Source organism: Citrobacter sp. GW821-FHT07H02, from assembly GCF_059418505.1.
Genome location: NZ_JBWKPZ010000003.1, coordinates 267,515 through 287,118, shown reverse-complemented (window position 1 = coordinate 287,118; position 19,604 = coordinate 267,515). Strand labels below are relative to the sequence as shown.

Genomic DNA, 19,604 nt, shown 5'->3' with positions numbered 1-19,604 from the left:
ACTCTGATGAAAAACTGGAAAACAAGTGCGGAAGCAATCCTGACCACGGGCCCGGTAGTTCCGGTGATTGTGGTGAATAAACTGGAACACGCGGTGCCGATGGCAAAAGCGCTGGTTGCAGGTGGTGTGCGCGTTCTGGAAGTGACCTTACGTACCGCATGTGCGATGGATGCTATCCGCGCGATTGCCAAAGAAGTGCCAGACGCGATTATCGGTGCGGGTACCGTACTGAACCCGCAGCAGCTGGCAGAAGTCACTGAAGCTGGCGCGCAGTTCGCTATTAGCCCGGGTCTGACCGAGCCTCTGTTGAAAGCGGCAACCGAAGGGACGATCCCGTTGATTCCGGGTATCAGCACCGTTTCTGAACTGATGCTGGGTATGGACTACGGTCTGAAAGAGTTCAAATTCTTCCCGGCGGAAGCCAACGGCGGCACCAAAGCGCTGCAGGCGATTGCGGGTCCGTTCTCTCAGGTGCGTTTCTGCCCGACTGGCGGTATCTCTCCGGCTAACTACCGTGATTATCTGGCGCTGAAAAGCGTGCTGTGTATCGGTGGTTCCTGGCTGGTTCCGGCCGATGCGCTGGAAGCGGGTGATTACGACCGCATTACTCAACTGGCTCGCGAAGCGGTAGAAGGCGCGAAACAGTAAGTGAATATAAAGCCCGGTACACCACCGGGCTTTGCCAGAACGGGCCATTTGGCCCGTTTTTTTATGCGTTGACTTTTATCTGAGCGGCGGCATCTTTCGCACGTGCGATGGCCTCTTCTACGCTCACGCCGGTTGCCAGCGCGACGCCCAGGCGACGGGTGCCGTCGATCTCTGGTTTCCCAAAGAATCGTACCTGCAGACCGGCGCCAACCGCCGCCTGCACATTCTCAAACGTCACATTCTGGCTGGTGAGCTGCGGCAGGATCACGGCCGAGGCGGCAGGGCCATACTGACGAATCGCGCCAACGGGCAGGCCGAGGAAGGCGCGCACGTGCAAAGCAAATTCCGACAGATCCTGAGAGATCATCGTGACCATCCCGGTGTCGTGTGGACGGGGAGACACCTCGCTGAAGATAACCTCGTCGCCGCAAACAAACAGTTCGACACCAAATAAGCCGTGGCCACCTAACGCCAGCACCACTTTACGGGCAATTTCCTGCGCTCGCTCAAGGGCCAGCGGCGTCATTTGCTGCGGCTGCCAGGATTCGCGGTAATCGCCATCTTCCTGACGGTGGCCGACGGGGGCGCAAAAATGGACGCCATCAACGGCGCTGACGGTCAGCAGCGTAATTTCAAAATCGAAATTCACCACCCCTTCGACGATCACCCGGCCCGCACCGGCGCGACCGCCTTGTTGCGCGTAGTCCCACGCCTGCGCCAGTTGCCCGGCAGAGCGAATAAAACTTTGCCCTTTTCCCGAAGAGCTCATCACTGGCTTAACGATACAGGGAATACCAATCTCTGCTACGGCTTCACGGAAGCTCGCTTCACTGTCTGCAAAGCGGAAAGAGGAGGTTGGCAACGCCAGTTCTTCCGCAGCCAGCCGACGGATCCCCTCACGGTTCATTGTCAGTTGGGTCGCGCGGGCACAGGGGACGACATTCAGCCCTTCCTGCTCCAGTTTCACCAGCATATCGGTGGCGATCGCTTCAATTTCCGGCACGATATAATGCGGTTTTTCCAGTTCAACCACGCGACGTAACGCGTCGCCATCCAGCATATTGATGACATGCGAACGGTGAGCAACGTGCATCGCTGGCGCGTCGGGGTAACGATCGACGGCGATCACTTCGACGCCCAAACGCTGGCACTCAATCGCCACTTCCTTACCCAGTTCGCCTGAACCCAATAACATCACCCGCGTCGCTGCCGGACGCAGCGCTGTGCCTAATAACGTCATAAAAATATCCCCTGATTTATCCGGGCGCAGTATATACGAAAACGTTTGCGTCTGTCTTTATTGCCAGGTTGATTTCAATGCCGAAAAGTAATATACTGTACAAAAATACAGGTATATTGAGAGGCTGCAAAATGGCGGTTGAAGTTAAATACGTAGTCATTCGGGAAGGTGAGGAGAAGATGTCTTTTACCAGCAAAAAGGAAGCCGATGCATACGACAAAATGCTCGATACAGCAGATTTGCTCGACACGTGGCTTGAACAGTCTCCGGTCGCCCTGGAAGATGAACAACGCGAAGCGCTGTCTCTCTGGCTGGCTGAACAGAAGGATGTGCTGAGTACAATCCTGAAAACCGGCAAATTGCCTTCTCCGCAGGCCGTTGATAACGCGGCGTCCGCAGAGGACGATACCCAGGCCGCCTGAATCTGACTTGCGCTCCTGACGTTTTGTACCATGCTTTTCCTGAATCATGTGCTAAGGAGAAAAGTATGAATAAGAGAGGAGCGCTGTTGAGCCTGCTGTTGTTATCCGCCAGCGTATCGGCCTTCGCCGCTAATAATCCCGACAGCAAATCGGTGACGTTTCCAAAGTGTGAAGGTCTGGATGCTGAAGGTATTGCCGCGAGCGTAAAGCGTGATTATCAGCAAAACCGCATTGTGCGCTGGACTGATGATCAAAAAACGCTGGGGCAAATCGATCCGGTGGTATGGGTAAATGCGCAGGACATTGTGGGCAAAGAGGGTAAATGGTCAGTGCCGCTGACCGCACGCGGTAAAAGCGCCGATCTCCACTATCAGGTGAGCGTCGATTGCGGCGCTGGAAAGGCGGAGTACCAATTGCGCTAATCACCGAATTTGCGCATCTTTTGCGGAAATAGACACTTCCTGACATCCCCTCGGGTACGCTTTGACGACAAATCGTCTGTACTTGAGGGGGCTACATGGCTAACTGGCTGAACCAATTACAATCTCTTCTCGGGCAAAAAGGGTCTTCTTCATCGTCTTCTGGTGATCAGGGTCTCAGTAAACTGCTGGTGCCTGGCGCGTTAGGCGGCCTGGCGGGTTTACTGGTCGCCAATAAATCGTCTCGTAAATTACTGACCAAATACGGCACCAGCGCGTTGCTGGTGGGCGGCGGCGCCGTCGCCGGTACGGTGCTATGGAACAAATACAAAGATAAAGTCCGTACGGCGCATCAGGATGAACCGCAGTTTGGCACACATAGCACACCGCTTGATGTGCGTACCGAGCGACTGATTCTGGCGCTGGTCTTTGCCGCGAAAAGCGATGGGCATATTGATGCGAAAGAGCGCGCGGCCATTGAACAACAACTGCGTGAAGCCGGTGTGGAAGAGCAGGGGCGGAGGCTCATTGAACACGCCATTGAACAACCGCTCGACCCGCAGCGATTGGCGCAGGGGATCCGTAATGAAGAAGAGGCGCTGGAAATTTACTTCCTGAGCTGTGCGGCAATCGATATTGACCACTTTATGGAGCGCAGCTACCTCAACGCGCTGGGCGATGCCCTGAAGATCCCGCAGGACGTCCGGGAAGATATTGAGCGGGATCTGCAACAACAAAAACAGGCGTTGCCGGGTTAATCCACTTTGCGAAGTCGCATGTTTCGCTTGCATTGCGCGTAACTTTTGCCACACCTTATAGAGTGTATATTGCAAAAGAACAATGACATGCTACCAAAAGCGCACAAAATTCCTCACGCCATGACCGTGCATGGCGACACCCGTATCGACAACTACTACTGGCTGCGCGACGACTCCCGTGCGCAGCCTGATGTGCTGGATTATCTGCATCAGGAAAATGCCTACGGGCACAAGGTCATGGCTTCTCAGCAAGCGCTCCAGGAGCGTGTGCTGAAAGAAATTATCGACAGGATCCCCCCTCAGGATGTCTCTGCGCCTTACATAAAGAATGGCTACCGCTACCGGCATCTCTATGAGCCAGGGGGTGAATACGCCATTTACCAGCGACAATCGGCGTTCACTGAAGAGTGGGATGAATGGGAGACGTTGCTGGACGGCAACCAGCGCGCGGCACACAGCGAGTTTTATACGCTGGGCGGGCTCGCGATTTCCCCCGACAACAGCCTTATGGCGCTGGCAGAGGATTATCTCTCCCGCCGCCAGTATGGGATCCGCTTTCGCAACCTGGAAACCAGCAACTGGTATCCGGAGCTGTTGGATAATGTTGAGCCGGAACTGGTGTGGGCGAATGATTCACAGACCTTCTATTACGTGCGTAAACACGCCGTCACGCTGTTGCCGTACCAGGTGTGGCGTCATACGGTTGGAACGCCGACATCCAGCGATGAACTGGTCTACGAAGAAAAAGACGATATGTTTTATGTCAGTCTGCATAAAACGACGTCGCAGCATTATGTGGTGATCCAACTCGCCAGCGCGACGACCAGTGAAGTACGCCTGCTCGACGCAGAGCTTGCCGATGCTGAACCGTTCGTGTTTTTACCGCGCCGTAAGGATCATGAATATAGCCTCGATCACTACCAGCATGCGTTTTATCTGCGTTCAAACCGGCAGGGTAAAAATTTCGGTCTGTACCGCACGCGTGTCCGTGATGAAAACGCCTGGGAAGCGCTGATCCCGCCGCGAGAGGCCATCATGCTGGAAGGGTTCACGCTTTTCACCGACTGGCTGGTGGTGGAAGAACGCCAGCGCGGGTTGACCAGTCTGCGGCAAATAAACCGCAAAACAGGTGAAGTGGTGGGGATCGCTTTTGATGATCCGGCTTATGTGAGCTGGATTGCCTACAACCCGGAACCGGAAACCTCACGCCTGCGCTATGGCTACTCGTCAATGACGACACCGGATACGTTATTTGAACTGGATATGGACACTGGTGAGCGACGGGTCCTTAAACAGACCAATGTCCCAGGATTTGACGCGGCGAATTATCGCAGTGAACACGTGTGGGTAACCGCCCGTGACGGCACTGAGGTGCCAGTTTCACTGGTTTACCATCAAAAGCATTTTCGCAGACATCATAATCCGCTGCTGGTGTATGGCTATGGTTCCTACGGTGCCAGCATGGATGCCGACTTCAGCAGCAGTCGACTCAGTCTGCTGGATAGGGGCTTTGTCTACGCCATCGCGCATGTGCGCGGCGGCGGTGAACTGGGGCAACAGTGGTACGAAGATGGCAAGTTTCTGAAAAAGGAAAATACCTTCAACGACTATCTGGATGTCTGTGACGCCTTAGTCAATCTGGGGTACGGTTCGCCTTCATTGTGCTATGGAATGGGGGGAAGCGCAGGGGGAATGCTGATGGGCGCTGCGATTAATGAGCGGCCTGAACTTTTTCACGGCGTGATTGCGCAGGTTCCGTTTGTTGATGTGGTAACCACCATGCTCGACGAGTCGATCCCATTGACCACGGGAGAGTTTGAAGAGTGGGGCAACCCGCAGGATCCTGAATATTACACCTACATGAAGCGCTACAGTCCTTACGATAATGTCCGTGCGCAGGGCTACCCGCATCTTCTGGTCACCACCGGCCTGCATGATTCCCAGGTGCAGTACTGGGAGCCTGCCAAATGGGTGGCAAAACTGCGGGAACTCAAAACCGATGAGCGCCTGCTGCTGCTGTGTACGGACATGGATTCCGGGCATGGCGGCAAATCAGGGCGCTTTAAATCGTATGAAGGCGTGGCGCTGGAATTCGCTTTCCTGATTGCGCTCGCGCAGGGGACGTTGCCCGGACAGGCAGACGTTTAAGCGTTATCCAGATAGTGTTTTAGCGTTAAACGCAGTTCCGGGCTCATGCTGTCAAGATTGTTGAACAACCAACGCAGATAGCCCGGATCGCGTTCCGCCACTTCAGAAACGGCCTTCCCGCGATACTTGCCAAACGTAAAGGTGGTGAGAAGCGCAGGGCGACCGGTGATATCGGCCATCTGTTCTGCCGACCAGCCAGAGGTGTTGATGATATCGATGAGCAGAGCCGCCGTGATGTAACAGTCATACAGCGCGCGGTGATGATGAAGCCCTGGCGGTGTCTGCACACTCAGTTTGCGTGATTTATACAGCGCCATGTTGCTGTATTTAATTCCCGGCCATAACCGGCGGGAGAGTTTCATGGTGCAGATCCACTCGCCGGGCATCTCCGGCAAAACGCGACGGTCAAAACTGGCGTTGTGCGCGACATACCAGTCACTTCCGTGATAGAGCGGAATAATGTCTTCAATCCACGGTTTGTCAGCCACCATGGCCTCGGTAATGCGGTGGATCGCCATGGCCTGCGGGCTAATGGGGCGATCAGGACGCACCAGGTGGCTCATGGGATTCACAATTTTGCCGTCAACGACGTCAACTGACGCGATCTCAACAATTCCACCCTGCAGGCCACAGGTTTCTGTATCTATAATGCGCAACATGGGAGGCTCCGGACCAAAACGCTTAGCGAAGTGGAATGATATCACCTTGCCAGCCCTGTGCGGTACGCTGACCTGTCAACAATAACGAACCGCGGTCAGCACGGACGATAAGCTGACCGCTTTCGTCCCATAATGCGCTGCTTCCACGCGCATTTGCCATCAAAACGGCAATGGCGAATTGATGCGAGAAGCGCTGCAATCGGGAGGTGGAGGCCTGCAGGTTTGGCTCACTCACGCTTTGACCGGTGGTGAACAGCGAAAACGCCGGATCCATATCCATGCCTTCAGGTTGTTCGTCGACAACGCTGATGGTCTTTAGATGCCGGGCAATACAGGCGCCATGACTTTGATGAAAGGTTAACGGCGAAGAGATCCACGGACTAAACACCGCAATACCTTTAACGAAACGGGAGTGATGCTCCACCGGCAAACCTGCGATGATCGTCATGCGGTACGTAGCGGCGGCGTAAGCCAAAGGTTGTAATAACGCGCTGTCGGGCGGGGCGGGCAGTGAATCATCCTGATCGGTGCATCCCAGCAGCGACAGGGAAGGAAATACCAACAATTCACATCGATGGCTGGCGGCTTTCTCAATAAATTTCAGATGGTGCGCAACGTGTTCCGCCAGACTGGTTTGTAGGGGTTCGTACTGTGCTGCAGCAATTTTCCAGTGTGACATAATGACTTCCTTTTCATAGTGTCTACAATCATCCTTAAATCAGGGATTAAGAATGCTCTTATACTGTAGCAATTGTCATGTAAGGAAGTGTAACGTTATATAAGCTTTATTTAACTTTAGGCTCGTAAGGTAAACGTGAAAGCGAAACGGAGGCCAGACGGTGTGCGATCAGTCGCTCGCGAAACCATCCGCGTAAATGCTCTGGTTGCTCGCGTTCGACAACTTCAGCCACGACCGGCATGTTGTAGCGCTCTTTAAATGCCACGCCTGCAGCGGCCAGATCGACGTTGACCTTATCCATTTCTGCCTGTTCAAGTAGAGCCAGATTTGTTTTCATGCGCTTCTCCTCATCAAGTGCGCGCAAAAGTTACTAACTCCCAGGCGCAATGGCAAGCCACAAATGATGATTCTCGACTCAATCATTATAGAAGGTTATTCTCATAGGGTTATGACATAACAAAAAGGAATATTTGATATGGTTTTTGCTGCCCCATCGCTGCGTTATGCATTCATCTTTCTTGTCTCAACGCTGGTCGCTCCTGCCGCCTGGGCTCATGCGCATTTAACACACCAATATCCTGCCGCGAATGCAGCGGTTGAAGCCGCTTTACAGGCCATCACGCTGAATTTCTCTGAGGGTATTGAACCGGGGTTCAGCGGGGCAACGATCACGGGAGCAAAACAGGAAATCATTAAAACGCAAAAAGCGAAGCGCAACGAACAGGATGAAAAACAACTGATTGTCCCACTTGACCAGCCCATGACCCCGGGAACTTACACGGTGGAGTGGCATGTCGTCTCGGTGGACGGTCATAAAACCAAAGGGCAATACACCTTTAGCGTGAAGTAACTATGCTGACGTTCTCCTGGATAGCGCTCAGATTTATCCATTTTACCGCTCTGATGCTGGTGTTTGGCTGTGCGTTGTATAGCGCATGGCTGGCGCCGTTCTCGATTCGTCGTTTGATGGCGCGCCGTTTCCTGCGTCTTCAACAACATGCCGCGACGTGGAGTTTTATCAGCGCTGCGCTGATGTTTATGGTTCAGGGCGGATTAATGGGTTCCGGCTGGCCGGATGTCTTTTCCGTCCCCGTGTGGGGCGCCGTCCTGCAAACGCAATTTGGCGGCGTCTGGCTATGGCAGATTATCCTGGCCTTCGTCACGCTGGGTGTTGTGCTGATTGTACCGCGTAATTTGCCACGTTTGCTGCTTATCCTCACGTTGGGCCAACTGCTATTTCTCGCGGGCGTGGGGCATGCCGCCGTACATCACGGCGTGCTGGGCGGGCTGGTGAAAACAAACTATGCCCTGCATCTGATCTGCGCGGCGGCCTGGTTTGGCGGGCTGCTGCCCGTAATCTACTGTATGCGCATCGCAAGAGGCCGTTGGCGCGAACAGGCCATTGACACCATGATGCGTTTTTCCCGTTATGGTCACGCGTTTGTGGCTGGCGTGCTACTGACAGGTATCTTTAATATCCTGTTTATTAACGGATTTACTGCGCCATGGCATACCGCGTACGGGCAGTTACTGGTGCTAAAAATTGCGTTGGTACTGCTAATGGTGGCAATTGCGCTGACGAATCGGTATGTTCTCGTACCACGGATGCGCGAAGAAAATCACCGCGCGAATCTCTGGTTTATCTGGATGACTCAAATTGAATGGGGAATTGGGGGCGTCGTGTTGGCCATTGTCAGCCTGTTTGCGACCCTGGAACCGTTCTGATGGACAGGCAAAACGTATGAAAAAAATGATTCTTTCTCTTCTACTACTGGCAAGTTCCACAGCAGCAATGGCAGCACCCCAGGTGATCACCGTAAGCCGCTTTGAAGTCGGTAAAGACAAGTGGGCCTTTAACCGTGAAGAAGTGATGCTGACGTGTCGGGCGGGGAATGCCTTGTATGTGATCAACCCCAGTACGCTGGTGCAATACCCGCTCAATGATATCGCGCAGCAGCAGGTAAGCAGCGGGAAAACCAATGCTCAGCCTCTTACCATTATTCAGATTGACGATCCTGCGAAGCCAGGGGAAAAAATGAGCCTGGCGCCGTTTATTGAAAGAGCAGAAAAACTCTGTTAATTGTCAGAAATATCTTTCTGATTTCCAATAAAAAACCGCAAGTTTCTCGCAGAAGAACTTGCGGTTTTTACGTTGTAGCGGGTGACAAGCATCCTTTTTTTCCAGCCACTTTAGCCACGGACTGGAAAACCTGGCGTCGTCATCTATTCTTAAAGGGCAGGGCGACTTAGCCTGCATTAATGCCAACTTTTAGCGCACGGCTCTCTCCCAAGAGCCATTTCCCTGGACCGAATACAGGAATCGTATTCGGTCTCTTTTTATCTGGCTTTAATTTCAGGCGCTTAAGACATCATGTCCGAAAAAACCCGAAATTATCCCGAATTTCAATATCCGGTCTTTTTCCGTTATACCACCCGACATTAACATTAACAATTCATTTACGCCGAAAAAAAACGAGCATCACATACTCTTTTTTTCTGGTATTAGGGTTCTTCTCTGTCATTTTCCCGGCTTATGCTCCAGCGGTTTTTGTGTAAAATCCTTCCCGAATTCTTTTTCGTACATGCGCTCGGTCAGTCATGGTATGAGACGTGTTGAAACTGGCCGCAACAAAAATGCCTGATGGGCCAGATCTTATGGATTAACGCATCAATAACTGACGAATAAAGCCCACATGCAGTTTTACACCCACCTGCAAGGCGGCCTCATCCAGTTTAAAGTAGGGGTTGTGCAGGCCATGGGTGGCACCGATAGCTTCATTGCCGCAGCCGATAAACAGAAAACAACCAGGCCGTTTCGCCTGATATGACGAGAAATCCTCCCCGCCAAACAGTGGAGTATCAACCTCCTCCAGAGCATCTGGCCCCAACGCGTCAGCCACCACCTGGCGGGCGATAGCACACGCATCCGGATGGTTATCGCCGCTGGAAAAACCCCGTGTCCAGCTAATTTTGTGGCTTGCTCCATGCGCCTGGCAGATACCTGCGACGGTCTGTTCCACCAGTTGTGGTACTTTCTCACGAACTTCACGGTTATGCGTACGCAGTGTCCCCGCCAGACGCGCACTATCAGGGATCACATTATAACTGGCTCCGGCCTGGAAAGTGGTGATGCTCAATACTGGAACCATGAGCGGATCGATTTTACGCGCGACAATATTCTGTAATGACGTGGCAACTTCAGCGCCAATCACAATAGGATCGATGCAGTGCTGCGGTGTCGAGCCGTGGCCGCCTTTGCCCTGAATCACGATGTCGAAGTTGTCACAGGCGGCGCTGAAAATCCCCTGCTTCATGTTGACGATCCCGGTTGGGACCGTCGGGAAAACATGCAGTCCGAAGATCATACTCACATCGTCAAGATACCCGAGATCAACCAGCTCTTGTGCGCCGCCTGGCGGCAACTCTTCCGCATGCTGGAAGATAAAACAGACAGACCCCTTTAATTGCTCCTGCATCTGACACAACACACGCGCGGCACCCAACAGCATCGCGGTGTGGGCATCATGACCACAGGCGTGCATCACCCCAGGATTCGTCGAGCAGAATGGCTCGTCATTTTTTTCCTGCAATGGCAGGGCATCGATATCTGCACGCAATGCATAGCATGGGCCTGCAGCAACACCTTGCAGATACGCGACCACGCTCGTTGCTGTCGGACGGCTGATTTTAAGCCCGCCAAAGCGTGTCAGCTGCTCCACGATATAGTCGGCCGTTTTATGCTCCTGAAACGACAGCTCCGGGTTGGCGTGGAGATGACGACGCCATGTCAGGACGTCCTGTTCCACGTCAGCGATGAGTTGTTCAGCATTCATTTTCAGATTCCTTCAGGTGAGAGTTGGTGACGTGATTTGCCCGCCAGCGGTAAAACAATTAACCCGGAAACCACCATAGCCATGGCTAAAAAAATAAAGGTCGTCGTGTAATTACCGCTGATGGTGACTAAATAGCCGATAGCAATCGGTGCGATAAAGCCCCCGAGTGTTCCCCCAGTGTTAATCATGCCCATACCAGCGCCTATGACTTCGGTCTGCAGGCGTTTCATTGGCAGCGTGAAGACGGTGACAAATGAACCCATCAGGAAGATATAACCAATAAACAGGAACACACTGGAAACCAGAGCCGTTTGACTGATAAATACTAACCAGATGCACAATGCGCTGAGTAGCGAACTGCAACAGACAAACAGGGGTTCACGTCCTTGCAGGTAGCGCCCGACCAGCCAGCCACTACCGAGTGAGGAAATCCAGATCCCAAGGCCACCTGCTGCAACGACCAGGCTGGAGGTACCTATTGGCATCCCCCGTTGCTGAACGAGGAATTTCGGTAACCAGGCCAACAGGCCATAAGCAGGGATGTTGATACAAAAAATCGAGATAAACAGCAGGATAACGATGGGGTTTTTCAATAAGCCTTTGTAACTCACCGCCGCTGCCGCGGATTTTTCATCTGCTGTTTTAGGCGGATTTGGCACCAGCAACAAGACGGCTATCATGATGGCGAAGGCGACCAAACCGAGCCCGGAAAATGAGCCACGCCAGCCAAGATGCGCCAGTACATAGACGGCGATCAGCGGCCCGACGGTCATCGCCAGCCCGGCAGAAGAGAGCAGAATCGATTGGGTAAACGTGCGCTGTTCAAGAGGAAAATTAGCGACGACAGCTTTGGCACACGCCGTTGGATAACCTGAGTGCCCCATACCGGAAAGGAAACGAAAAGTGACCAGCAGACCCAAACTGAAGCCCAGCAAGCCAAAGCACAGAGCAAATCCGCCCAACAATAACAAAGAACAGCAGAGGACTTTCTTAAAACCGATACGATCGTTTAGCCAACCTGCGGGAACCTGAAACAACGAATAGGCGAGGAAAAACATCCCGGTGATATAACCGAGTTGCTCAGGCAGTAAATGAAACTCTTTTTCTATGGGTAGCAGCGCAAAGCCGATAATAGTTTTATCGAGATAAACCACGGCATAACCCATAAACAGCAAAAAAACCATCAACGAACGATTTTTCATCGGATGTATTCCTTTTAATTATCACCCGGAAAACCAACGAATAGGGTGGCGTCTGTTTTTGCGTGACTTACGTCACTTTATGATGTTGATAACACGTGCTTGCGCCATCGAAATTATCGACTTTATTGAAGGGGCATAAGATACTAATTTTTAATCGGTGATGTTTTTTTCTGATAGGGCTCAGAATGCGCTACTTACCAAAGATTCAGCAGTTGAAAGTCTTTCAGCAGGTGATTCGTAGCGGCAGCATTCGAGGGGCTGCGCGGGCGCTTGGGCAATCGCAACCGGCAGTGAGTCGTACTATTCGGGAACTGGAACAGGTACTGCAAACCCAGTTGATCATTCGCAGCACTCATGGAATGACACTCACCGAAACGGGACTGGCCTTTTCGCGCCGTATGCAGCTGATTCTTGAAGAACTCCAGCGCGCCGCTCATGAAATTCAACAACTCGACCAGCTTAAGCAAGGCAGTGTGGCGATTGGTTGCTCCTCTTTACTTTCCCTCACTGTGTTACCGGCGCTGGTGGATGCGTTTCGCCAATCCTTTTCACAATCCAATGTATTCATTCATGAAGCACAACTTTCTACGCTGTTGCCCGCGTTGCGGGAGGGGCGACTGGACTTTGCCGTCGGTACCGTCAGCCCGGAATTACCGCTCGATGATTTGATCTGTGAGCCACTGTTTAGCGCCGAATTTTGCATTATCTCTCACAAAGATAATCCGCTGTCCCGGTCTTCTACATTCGGTGAGTTGACAGAGGCGAAATGGATATTGCCAAAAACGGATATGGGGTATTACCAACAGGTACAGTTGGAATGGAGTGAACTTTATCAGCATCTGATCACGCCAGCAGTACATACTGACTCATTTATTAGCGGTATGAATATGGTACTGGAGACGTGGTATCTGGTGGTGGTGGCCAGAGCGATGGTGCGTTCCATCTGGTTTCAACAACAGCTGGCAATATTGCCGATCAACAACCTGCCGCAGGCACAATATTGCGTACTCTGGTCACAAAAATCGCCCCTCACCAACACGGCTCGTCGTTTTCTCGATCTCTTGCGCGATCATTGCACTCGGTATAACTGGTTGTAGCTGCACAGTAAATCTGGTCACCTCAACAGAAGTGTATGCTTATAATCGAATTACACATCTTTGGTGTAAATGAATGACTATATCTGGCACGCTCTGGGCATGACGTCGGTTATCAGCGAAGAGCGAACAGTGCAGACAAAATTGCTGCTCGAAATGAGGATCAAGTCGATATCCATGTTACTGCGCCTAACGTTTAGCATCCGCAGTATGCGTAGCGTGCTGGCGACATACTGCTGTCAGGCGCAATACCTGGTCTCATACCGGTTTGATGTTCTGATTCATCCGGAAGAGGTTCGTCGGGTCGTACTTTTTCTTGAGCTCCACTAGTCGATTCCAGGTCGCACCGTAAGCGAAGGCGATGCGGTCAGTCTCCTCCTGGGTGAGGAAGTTGATGTATGCACCGCTGCTGGCAAACGGTTGTGATTTAGCGAAGAATTCGCGCGCCCAGGTAATGCAGAGCTCATCCTCCGTGGCTGACTCCCAGCGACCGTGCACATTCATCACGTAGTTGGCATCCCGACTTGAGTAGGCCATTGCTTCGGGCGAGACGCTGGCTGTCTGACCTCCAATTGTCCCGATGAATATCTCACACTGGGGTGACGGCAACCTGGCGGCGTATTCGATGATGGCATCAATAACACCCTCACTGAGTTGCGAGAAGTTGTGCGATTTCCAGTAGTTACGCGCCCCTTTCGACAATAGCGGGTCGAATGCCTGCTGCCAGGCGATATAAGGCTGCACTCCGATGTGCTCGCCGAGCACCGTACCAAACCCGCGTAATGGCTCAATAAGCTTCTCACCCTCTTTAGGATCGCCCACATAGCACAGCGCGAGCGCGACCATCTCTTTCCCGTGAACGTCCTTGGGCAGGAAAGGTAGCGGAGGCGCCTTGCGCGTTACCATCCAAACATTGAGCTCTTCCGGCATCGTCTCGGTGAATTGGGCGAACTGTGAGATAACGGACTTTGCCTGATCAAACGGAAACACGATGAGTCCACTCAATACATTCGGCCCGACGGGATGGAGTTGGAATTCGAAGCAAGTAACAACACCGAAGTTGCCACCTCCGCCCCGCAACCCCCAAAAGAGATCCGGGTTTTCTGATTCGCTGGCGTGCAGTTGGCTGCCATCTGCCGTAATGACCTCCGCAGAGAGCAGATTGTCTATTGTCATACCGTACTTGCGACTCAGCCAGCCGAACCCGCCGCCGAGCGTCAGGCCGGCCACACCGGTGGTCGAGTTGATGCCCAGTGGCGTGGCAAGGCCATGTGCCTGCACCACCTTATCAAAGTCGCCAAGGGTGCAGCCAGGTTCAACGCTAGCCCTGTTGGTTGCCTGGTCCACTTGCACTTTCTTCATCAGCGAGAGGTCGATCATTAGGCCGTCGTCGCACACGGCATTGCCCGCGATATTGTGTCCACCTCCTCGGATCGAAATGAGGAGATTCTGCGTTCGTCCAAATTCGATAGCCTGGACGACATCCTCAGGCGACGTGCAGCGGGCGATCAGCGCGGGTTTGCGGTCGATCATGGCGTTCCAGATCTGGCGCACCTCGTCGTAGCCTGCATCGTCAGGAAGAATCACCTCCCCCTGGAAGTGAGTTTTGAACTCGTCGATATTTAGCTTTAGTAACTCCTTCATGATTGTCTCCTACCTTTGAGTATCCCTACTAATTATGGCGGATTTCACAAACCCTGATGGTTTGAGGGGTATTTAATGAGGAGTTTGTGGACTGTGGTCGTAAACAGAATCAGCACCGGAGCACTCATCTGTCTGAGGCCGCTCTGCATGAAGAAATCAGAGGTGTGTTCGGCTATGGGATACAACACATAAACGAAGGTTTGCTGACATGGGTTCTGAACAAGGTACGCCACTTAATGAATATGTTAAATCCATTGGCTGGCGGAAAACACAGGTAGACAAAAGCTCAGCGATTTGAAGATCAGCTATTTAATTAGCTCATCGCTTTCCAGTAACTGATGATACAAATTCATAGTCAATCTCGAGATTAGCTATGTCTGTTTAGAGCGAGGAGCAGACGAATGCTTTAAAGAATGCTGAACTCTTTAAAAGTAAATCGTTTTTTGGCAGGACACCGCGAGCAGAGCAACTATTACTTTTCGGGAAAAGGTGAGTTGTGGATCAGGAAATGCTCAATCGAGTCGATTAAACCGGGAGCTAAGGGGAGCGCGGGTTCGGCGTATGACGCGATATTCGCCTTGCGATCGTCCGAAGCCACCTCTTTCATAACATGGTTCATATTGGGCAGTATAACCAGGGACGCTTGAGGATTCGCGGCCTTAAGCAGTCTTGCATCCGTTTCTTCCACCTGGAGATCGCGTTGCCCTTGTAGCACTATCACGGGTTTGGAAATACTCGAAATGAGATGACCCGGATTATATGAAAACGCATTGATCAAAAACCCCTGAACCGCAGGATTAAAGATACTTTGCAGTGCTGGGTGCATATTCGTAATATCGACTCGCCGCCGATGCTCCAGGGCATCAATTATCGGCAGTGCCTGCTTTAATAGCATTTCGTTTTCCGGATTAGCGTTAAGTTGCCCCCTCAACACCTCTCCCATCGGCCTCCCGGGCGTTGCGATAAGAACCACGCCGCACACATCCTCTTCTTGAGCCGAGGCAAGTGCGACAACGCCCCCTTCGCTGTGTCCTAAAACCCAAATACAGGGAGTGTGCATGTGACGTCTAAGCACGTCTACCCAGGATCGAACGTCGTCAACATAGTCAGCAATCGTCACCGCATTGGCATCCTCTACGGCCATTGCGCTAGCGAACATTCCACGTTTGTCGATACGAAGCGTCGCAAAGCCTTTGGCAGCCAGACCTTCAGCAAGAAGTCGGTAAGGCGATGCATTCACACCAAGCGGGTTGTTTCCATCCCGATCGGTCGGCCCGGAGCCTGGAACGATAAGAACAACGGCTGTTGGTTTTGAATTCGGGGTGAGTAACGTGCCTTTCAAAGGGCCTTTTGGCCCTGCGGCATCCAGGACAGTTTCGGAAAGGGTCACCGGTACTGCCGCCAGACTCACAACTGGGCAAGCGCTCAAAAGGGCAATGGAGGCAGCAATATTCATCGGAGATGTTCCTGTAAAATTCAGCGTACCCGTCAATTTATATTATAAATATGGCCTGCTCTCCATTGATTAATACATCAGCGGCGTTAGAAAAGTCCGCTGCTGGCACGAAGCCGACAGTCAGCGTATATTTTTTCATGGTTGTCCGTGCATATCCCACTGAGCAGAACCCATGTCGTTGTAAACATTCAGGTCAGTAAATGCTGGGAATTTTGCTCGCCTGGAGGCTTCAGCTAAAGCACGGCAGTAATCCTTATCTCCACTCTTTATGATGAAATTCTGCAAGGTGCCGTCCATATTGAAATCCAGATGCACATTACATCTTTTACCATTCCAGGCGTGTGGTTTGGTAAGTGCTGCATCGAGTGCTTTTTTTATACCTGATGCTTGTTCGCCATAAATGTCTTTATCGGTGACTTTACCTGAACGCTTGTAAGAGCACGAATCAAGAGCGCTTTTCTTCTGGCAATCTTTTGGGGTAAGTGGAGTGCAGCCAGCAATGGTTGCTAGCATTACTACCAGCATCAAGAATTTGGTCATGTCTAAGTCCGTTTATTATTTTTCCAAAAAGTACCGATATACACCAATGACTGGGGGCATTATGGCATGTAAATCAGAAGAAGGATTTGTTGGCTCATAATCCCACCAATTTTAGGGGGAATGTCAGACTGGAAAATAGCAGCAAGGAGTCAGGAAGAACGCGGTAAGGTTGACGGTGTGTGGTAGACCGTATTTTGTTACATCTGTGATGCTGTGGGAGAAGCAATAGGATAATATATTCTTACCACAGTTATTTTTTGCGACGAACCCGGCGATGATCGACTTAAGGTATTATGTGAATGCTATTAAAAACAGAAAGAAAGTAAATTGCATTCAAGAGAGCAGGGAAAAAGATGATTTAGCAGAAGTTGAGACTATCTCTAAGGTATGGCTTCATGAGAGTGGTGTGATAATCAGCTACACCAATGAACTTGAAGCAATGCAAAGTTCCGCTTATGTTTGTCCTGAATGTTGGATCTGTTGGGAGGTCACAGATGCGGCTGGACAGAATATCAGACCCATGAAGAAACAATTTCATAATGTTTGCCAGGAATCATTTTGGTTAAAAATGAAATGATGGCGTGTGTATTGTTTCACTTTTCGCAAAGGCAACAATAATACTTGTCAACGCTACTGCACGTCTATTTTTATCCGGAGCGGAAAGTTTAGCCGCTGTGCTTGCCGCCACAGCGATAAATAATTAGCCCTTCAAAAAAATCATTGCAGCACAAATTGAACATTCCTTATGTTTAATACATCAGTAATATCTTAACGTTTCGCATTCAGTCTGGGGCTCATTGAAATACTGATATCAGGATGTCGGAAGATCCGGTTACTGCTACTGAGTTCTGGTACAGGACGTAATCCGACCATACTCAAACGGAGGAAATATGAGTAAGCAACATCAGGCACTCATCATTGGTGCATCTCGGGGGATCGGGCTTGGTCTGAGTCAGGAGCTGCATCACCGGGGATGGGCAGTCTCTGCAACGCGCAGGCAGTCTGTTGGCGCTGAGACATATCCAGAAATTACGTGGCTGACTCTCGATATTAATGATGTGCAGCAAAGCACTGCTTTCGGTCAGTTGCTGCAGCCAGGGCAATACGATGTCATTCTGATTAATGCTGGCGTGCAAGGGCCGCAGCATCAGTCAGCCAGTTCCGCGACGCCAGAAGAGCTCTTGTCCTTGTTTATGACCAATACGTTCTCGCCTATCAGGTTAGCAAATTTAGTACTTGATGCCGTTAAGCCGGGAACAGGGATCCTGGCCTTCACCAGTTCAATACTTGCCAGCCTGAACGAAAACACGCAGGCTGATATGCCTCTCTACTCGGCAAGTAAATCCGCCCTGAACATGCTGACACGCGCCTTGTTACCGGAGACAGATTCTCGTGGTCTGACGCTTCTGTCACTGCATCCGGGCTGGGTGCAGACTGATATGGGTGGCGCGCAGGCACCGCTTACGGTTGAAGAAAGCGTTAAGGGACTGGCTAACGTTCTGGAAAGTTATCAAGGAAAGGGTGGGCACCATTTCGTGGACTACACCTCAACGCCGCTGACCTGGTAGCCGCAATAAGACACTTTGCCCATTCAGGAGACAAAACCTGAATGGGTATCTGGACATCGTATTTTTCAGCTTAAAGCCTGGCTGAAAAGGCCTCGCAATCCGTTGATGTTTCAGCTGTAACCGCAGGCTTTAAAAACACAACGTAGATCGGTTGTTTTTAAGAATCTTTTATTTATACGAATTATAAAGAAAAAATAAAATTCAGGACAATGCGGGAACCGTAATCCGTCTCTTTTTAAGTGAAAAATACGCTGTTATTTCCTGGCACAAACCTGCGCCACACGCTGTACTCTTTTTAAACAATTCCATACTTCGCCCCTCAATCGCCCTGGTTTTTTGCCTCTGCTATTCAATTTTTTGGGGTGTGTCGTATGGGAGAGGAGGAGAGATGAAACAGCCTGATAATGTCTATCTGCGCGTTGACGGAAACCAGTGGCGGCACGTCTGGATTGTAGGCGACCTCCACGGGTGCTTCGCCTTGCTGATGACCAAATTACGCGAATGCCATTTTGATCCCTGGCAGGATTTGCTGGTCTCGGTAGGTGATGTTATCGATCGTGGGCCGGACAGTCTGGGCTGCCTCCGGTTACTGCGTAAAAACTGGATGGTGGCGATCAGAGGGAACCATGAGCAAATGGCGATGGATGCGCTGAAATCAGAAGAGCCTTCGTTATGGTCGATGAATGGCGGGGGCTGGTTTATGGCGTTACCGGCAATACAGCAGGCGCAGGCAAGGCGCGCGCTGGAAGATTGCCGTGAACTTCCGTGGATTCTGGAGCTGCATTGCCACAATGGCATGCATGTTGTGGCGCATGCTGATTATCCGGACGATGAGTATCAGTGGCAAAAGCCTGTCGACTTGCATGAGGTGTTGTGGAGTCGCACGCGTCTGAGTGAACGACTGGCGGGACGCGGTGGCGGTATTAGTGGGGCGGATCACTTCTGGTTTGGCCATACCCCGTTACGTCATCGCGTGGATATAGATAACCTGCACTATATTGATACCGGTGCTGTTTTCGGTGGCGAACTGACGTTGGTCCAGTTGCAGTAATCAGAAATCGCTGTATTTCTGGGCCGGCAGCCAGAATCCATCGATGAAGTCTTCTATCGGGAAGCAGCCTCCATGGCGAATTCGCTGATCGTCCATTGAGAACAGGCACTGTTGCTCAGTATTGTAGACATCCACCACGATATCCTCGCAACCGCCATCCAGGTAGCAAACAAAAAGTACCAGTGCGAACATTCCATCCTCAAATTGTATTGCCGTACCGTTAGTGTAGGAGAGGTTATCGGT

Annotated in this window: 22 protein-coding genes; 12 read left to right on the top strand and 10 right to left on the bottom strand. The window is 51.6% G+C overall.

What is annotated here, in order from left to right; genetic code table 11:
• The first annotated feature begins 6 nt into the window (after window positions 1–6).
• The gene (gene kdgA, locus AC07NP_RS06640) at window positions 7–648 is read left to right on the top strand and encodes a bifunctional 4-hydroxy-2-oxoglutarate aldolase/2-dehydro-3-deoxy-phosphogluconate aldolase (protein WP_162383794.1); all 642 of its coding nucleotides are present in this window, start codon (window positions 7–9) and stop codon (window positions 646–648) included.
• A gap of 61 nt (window positions 649–709) precedes the next feature.
• On the opposite strand, the gene purT is transcribed toward kdgA, so the two are convergent.
• Window positions 710–1,888 (bottom strand): formate-dependent phosphoribosylglycinamide formyltransferase, encoded by a 1,179-nt coding sequence (gene purT / locus AC07NP_RS06635; protein ID WP_494659945.1) that lies wholly within the window; start codon window positions 1,886–1,888, stop codon window positions 710–712.
• Between the two features lie 131 nt (window positions 1,889–2,019).
• Between purT and yebG the strand changes: the two genes are divergently transcribed.
• The 4 genes from yebG to ptrB all read left to right on the top strand — a co-directional run bounded on the left by yebG (window position 2,020) and on the right by ptrB (window position 5,635).
• On the top strand, window positions 2,020–2,310 hold the full coding sequence (gene yebG / locus AC07NP_RS06630; RefSeq protein ID WP_494659944.1) for a DNA damage-inducible protein YebG: 291 nt from the start codon (window positions 2,020–2,022) through the stop codon (window positions 2,308–2,310).
• Window positions 2,311–2,375: 65 nt separating this feature from the next.
• Complete coding sequence (gene yebF, locus AC07NP_RS06625) at window positions 2,376–2,732, top strand: protein YebF (protein WP_494659943.1); 357 nt, start codon at window positions 2,376–2,378, stop codon at window positions 2,730–2,732.
• A 95-nt stretch (window positions 2,733–2,827) separates the two neighbouring features.
• Entirely contained in the window at window positions 2,828–3,487 is a 660-nt protein-coding gene (locus tag AC07NP_RS06620) for a tellurite resistance TerB family protein (protein ID WP_276292080.1), read from the top strand.
• 87 nt (window positions 3,488–3,574) lie between these two features.
• Complete coding sequence (ptrB, locus tag AC07NP_RS06615; RefSeq protein ID WP_494659942.1) at window positions 3,575–5,635, top strand: oligopeptidase B; 2,061 nt, start codon at window positions 3,575–3,577, stop codon at window positions 5,633–5,635.
• Here the strand turns inward: ptrB and exoX are convergent.
• The 3 genes from exoX to AC07NP_RS06600 all read right to left on the bottom strand — a co-directional run bounded on the left by exoX (window position 5,632) and on the right by AC07NP_RS06600 (window position 7,310).
• Window positions 5,632–6,294, bottom strand: coding sequence for an exodeoxyribonuclease X (gene exoX / locus AC07NP_RS06610; protein WP_192611904.1), 663 nt, complete (start codon window positions 6,292–6,294; stop codon window positions 5,632–5,634). The two genes, ptrB and exoX, sit on opposite strands and share 4 nt — an antisense overlap.
• Before the next feature lie 22 nt (window positions 6,295–6,316).
• Entirely contained in the window at window positions 6,317–6,973 is a 657-nt protein-coding gene (locus AC07NP_RS06605) for a nitrilase-related carbon-nitrogen hydrolase (protein WP_494659941.1), read from the bottom strand.
• 106 nt (window positions 6,974–7,079) lie between these two features.
• Window positions 7,080–7,310, bottom strand: a complete 231-nt coding sequence (locus AC07NP_RS06600) for a DNA polymerase III subunit theta (protein WP_162383786.1) — start codon at window positions 7,308–7,310, stop codon at window positions 7,080–7,082.
• Window positions 7,311–7,448: 138 nt separating this feature from the next.
• Between AC07NP_RS06600 and yobA the strand changes: the two genes are divergently transcribed.
• The 3 genes from yobA to AC07NP_RS06585 are packed head-to-tail and all read left to right on the top strand — an operon-like array spanning window position 7,449 to window position 9,053.
• The gene (gene yobA / locus AC07NP_RS06595) at window positions 7,449–7,823 is read left to right on the top strand and encodes a CopC domain-containing protein YobA (RefSeq protein WP_494659940.1); all 375 of its coding nucleotides are present in this window, start codon (window positions 7,449–7,451) and stop codon (window positions 7,821–7,823) included.
• A 2-nt stretch (window positions 7,824–7,825) separates the two neighbouring features.
• Window positions 7,826–8,698: a copper homeostasis membrane protein CopD gene (copD, locus tag AC07NP_RS06590; RefSeq protein WP_494659939.1), complete on the top strand. Its 873-nt coding sequence runs from the start codon at window positions 7,826–7,828 to the stop codon at window positions 8,696–8,698.
• A gap of 16 nt (window positions 8,699–8,714) precedes the next feature.
• Window positions 8,715–9,053: a YebY family protein gene (locus AC07NP_RS06585; RefSeq protein ID WP_494659938.1), complete on the top strand. Its 339-nt coding sequence runs from the start codon at window positions 8,715–8,717 to the stop codon at window positions 9,051–9,053.
• A gap of 580 nt (window positions 9,054–9,633) precedes the next feature.
• Here the strand turns inward: AC07NP_RS06585 and AC07NP_RS06580 are convergent.
• Window positions 9,634–10,806, bottom strand: a complete 1,173-nt coding sequence (locus tag AC07NP_RS06580) for an amidohydrolase (protein ID WP_494659937.1) — start codon at window positions 10,804–10,806, stop codon at window positions 9,634–9,636.
• A 2-nt stretch (window positions 10,807–10,808) separates the two neighbouring features.
• Entirely contained in the window at window positions 10,809–12,008 is a 1,200-nt protein-coding gene (locus AC07NP_RS06575) for an MFS transporter (RefSeq protein WP_494659936.1), read from the bottom strand.
• 185 nt (window positions 12,009–12,193) lie between these two features.
• Here AC07NP_RS06575 and AC07NP_RS06570 point away from each other — a divergent pair, with 185 nt between their 5' ends.
• Complete coding sequence (locus AC07NP_RS06570; RefSeq protein ID WP_494659935.1) at window positions 12,194–13,105, top strand: LysR substrate-binding domain-containing protein; 912 nt, start codon at window positions 12,194–12,196, stop codon at window positions 13,103–13,105.
• Window positions 13,106–13,360: 255 nt separating this feature from the next.
• Here the strand turns inward: AC07NP_RS06570 and AC07NP_RS06565 are convergent, their stop codons facing one another.
• From AC07NP_RS06565 to AC07NP_RS06555, 3 genes are all read right to left on the bottom strand, one after another.
• Complete coding sequence (locus AC07NP_RS06565; RefSeq protein ID WP_494659934.1) at window positions 13,361–14,746, bottom strand: FAD-binding oxidoreductase; 1,386 nt, start codon at window positions 14,744–14,746, stop codon at window positions 13,361–13,363.
• A gap of 472 nt (window positions 14,747–15,218) precedes the next feature.
• The gene (locus AC07NP_RS06560; protein ID WP_494659933.1) at window positions 15,219–16,202 is read right to left on the bottom strand and encodes an alpha/beta hydrolase; all 984 of its coding nucleotides are present in this window, start codon (window positions 16,200–16,202) and stop codon (window positions 15,219–15,221) included.
• Window positions 16,203–16,337: 135 nt separating this feature from the next.
• Window positions 16,338–16,742: a cell envelope integrity TolA C-terminal domain-containing protein gene (locus AC07NP_RS06555; RefSeq protein ID WP_494659932.1), complete on the bottom strand. Its 405-nt coding sequence runs from the start codon at window positions 16,740–16,742 to the stop codon at window positions 16,338–16,340.
• Window positions 16,743–17,037: 295 nt separating this feature from the next.
• Here AC07NP_RS06555 and AC07NP_RS06550 point away from each other — a divergent pair, with 295 nt between their 5' ends.
• The 3 genes from AC07NP_RS06550 (at window position 17,038) to pphA (ending at window position 19,361) form a co-directional block, all read left to right on the top strand.
• Window positions 17,038–17,319, top strand: a complete 282-nt coding sequence (locus tag AC07NP_RS06550; protein ID WP_494659931.1) for a hypothetical protein — start codon at window positions 17,038–17,040, stop codon at window positions 17,317–17,319.
• Window positions 17,320–17,632: 313 nt separating this feature from the next.
• Complete coding sequence (locus AC07NP_RS06545; RefSeq protein WP_494659930.1) at window positions 17,633–18,310, top strand: SDR family oxidoreductase; 678 nt, start codon at window positions 17,633–17,635, stop codon at window positions 18,308–18,310.
• Window positions 18,311–18,698: 388 nt separating this feature from the next.
• Complete coding sequence (gene pphA, locus AC07NP_RS06540; protein WP_494659929.1) at window positions 18,699–19,361, top strand: protein-serine/threonine phosphatase; 663 nt, start codon at window positions 18,699–18,701, stop codon at window positions 19,359–19,361.
• Here the strand turns inward: pphA and AC07NP_RS06535 are convergent, their stop codons facing one another.
• Window positions 19,362–19,553, bottom strand: coding sequence for a YdfD/YebW family protein (locus tag AC07NP_RS06535; protein ID WP_203358126.1), 192 nt, complete (start codon window positions 19,551–19,553; stop codon window positions 19,362–19,364).
• Window positions 19,554–19,604 lie beyond the last annotated feature (51 nt).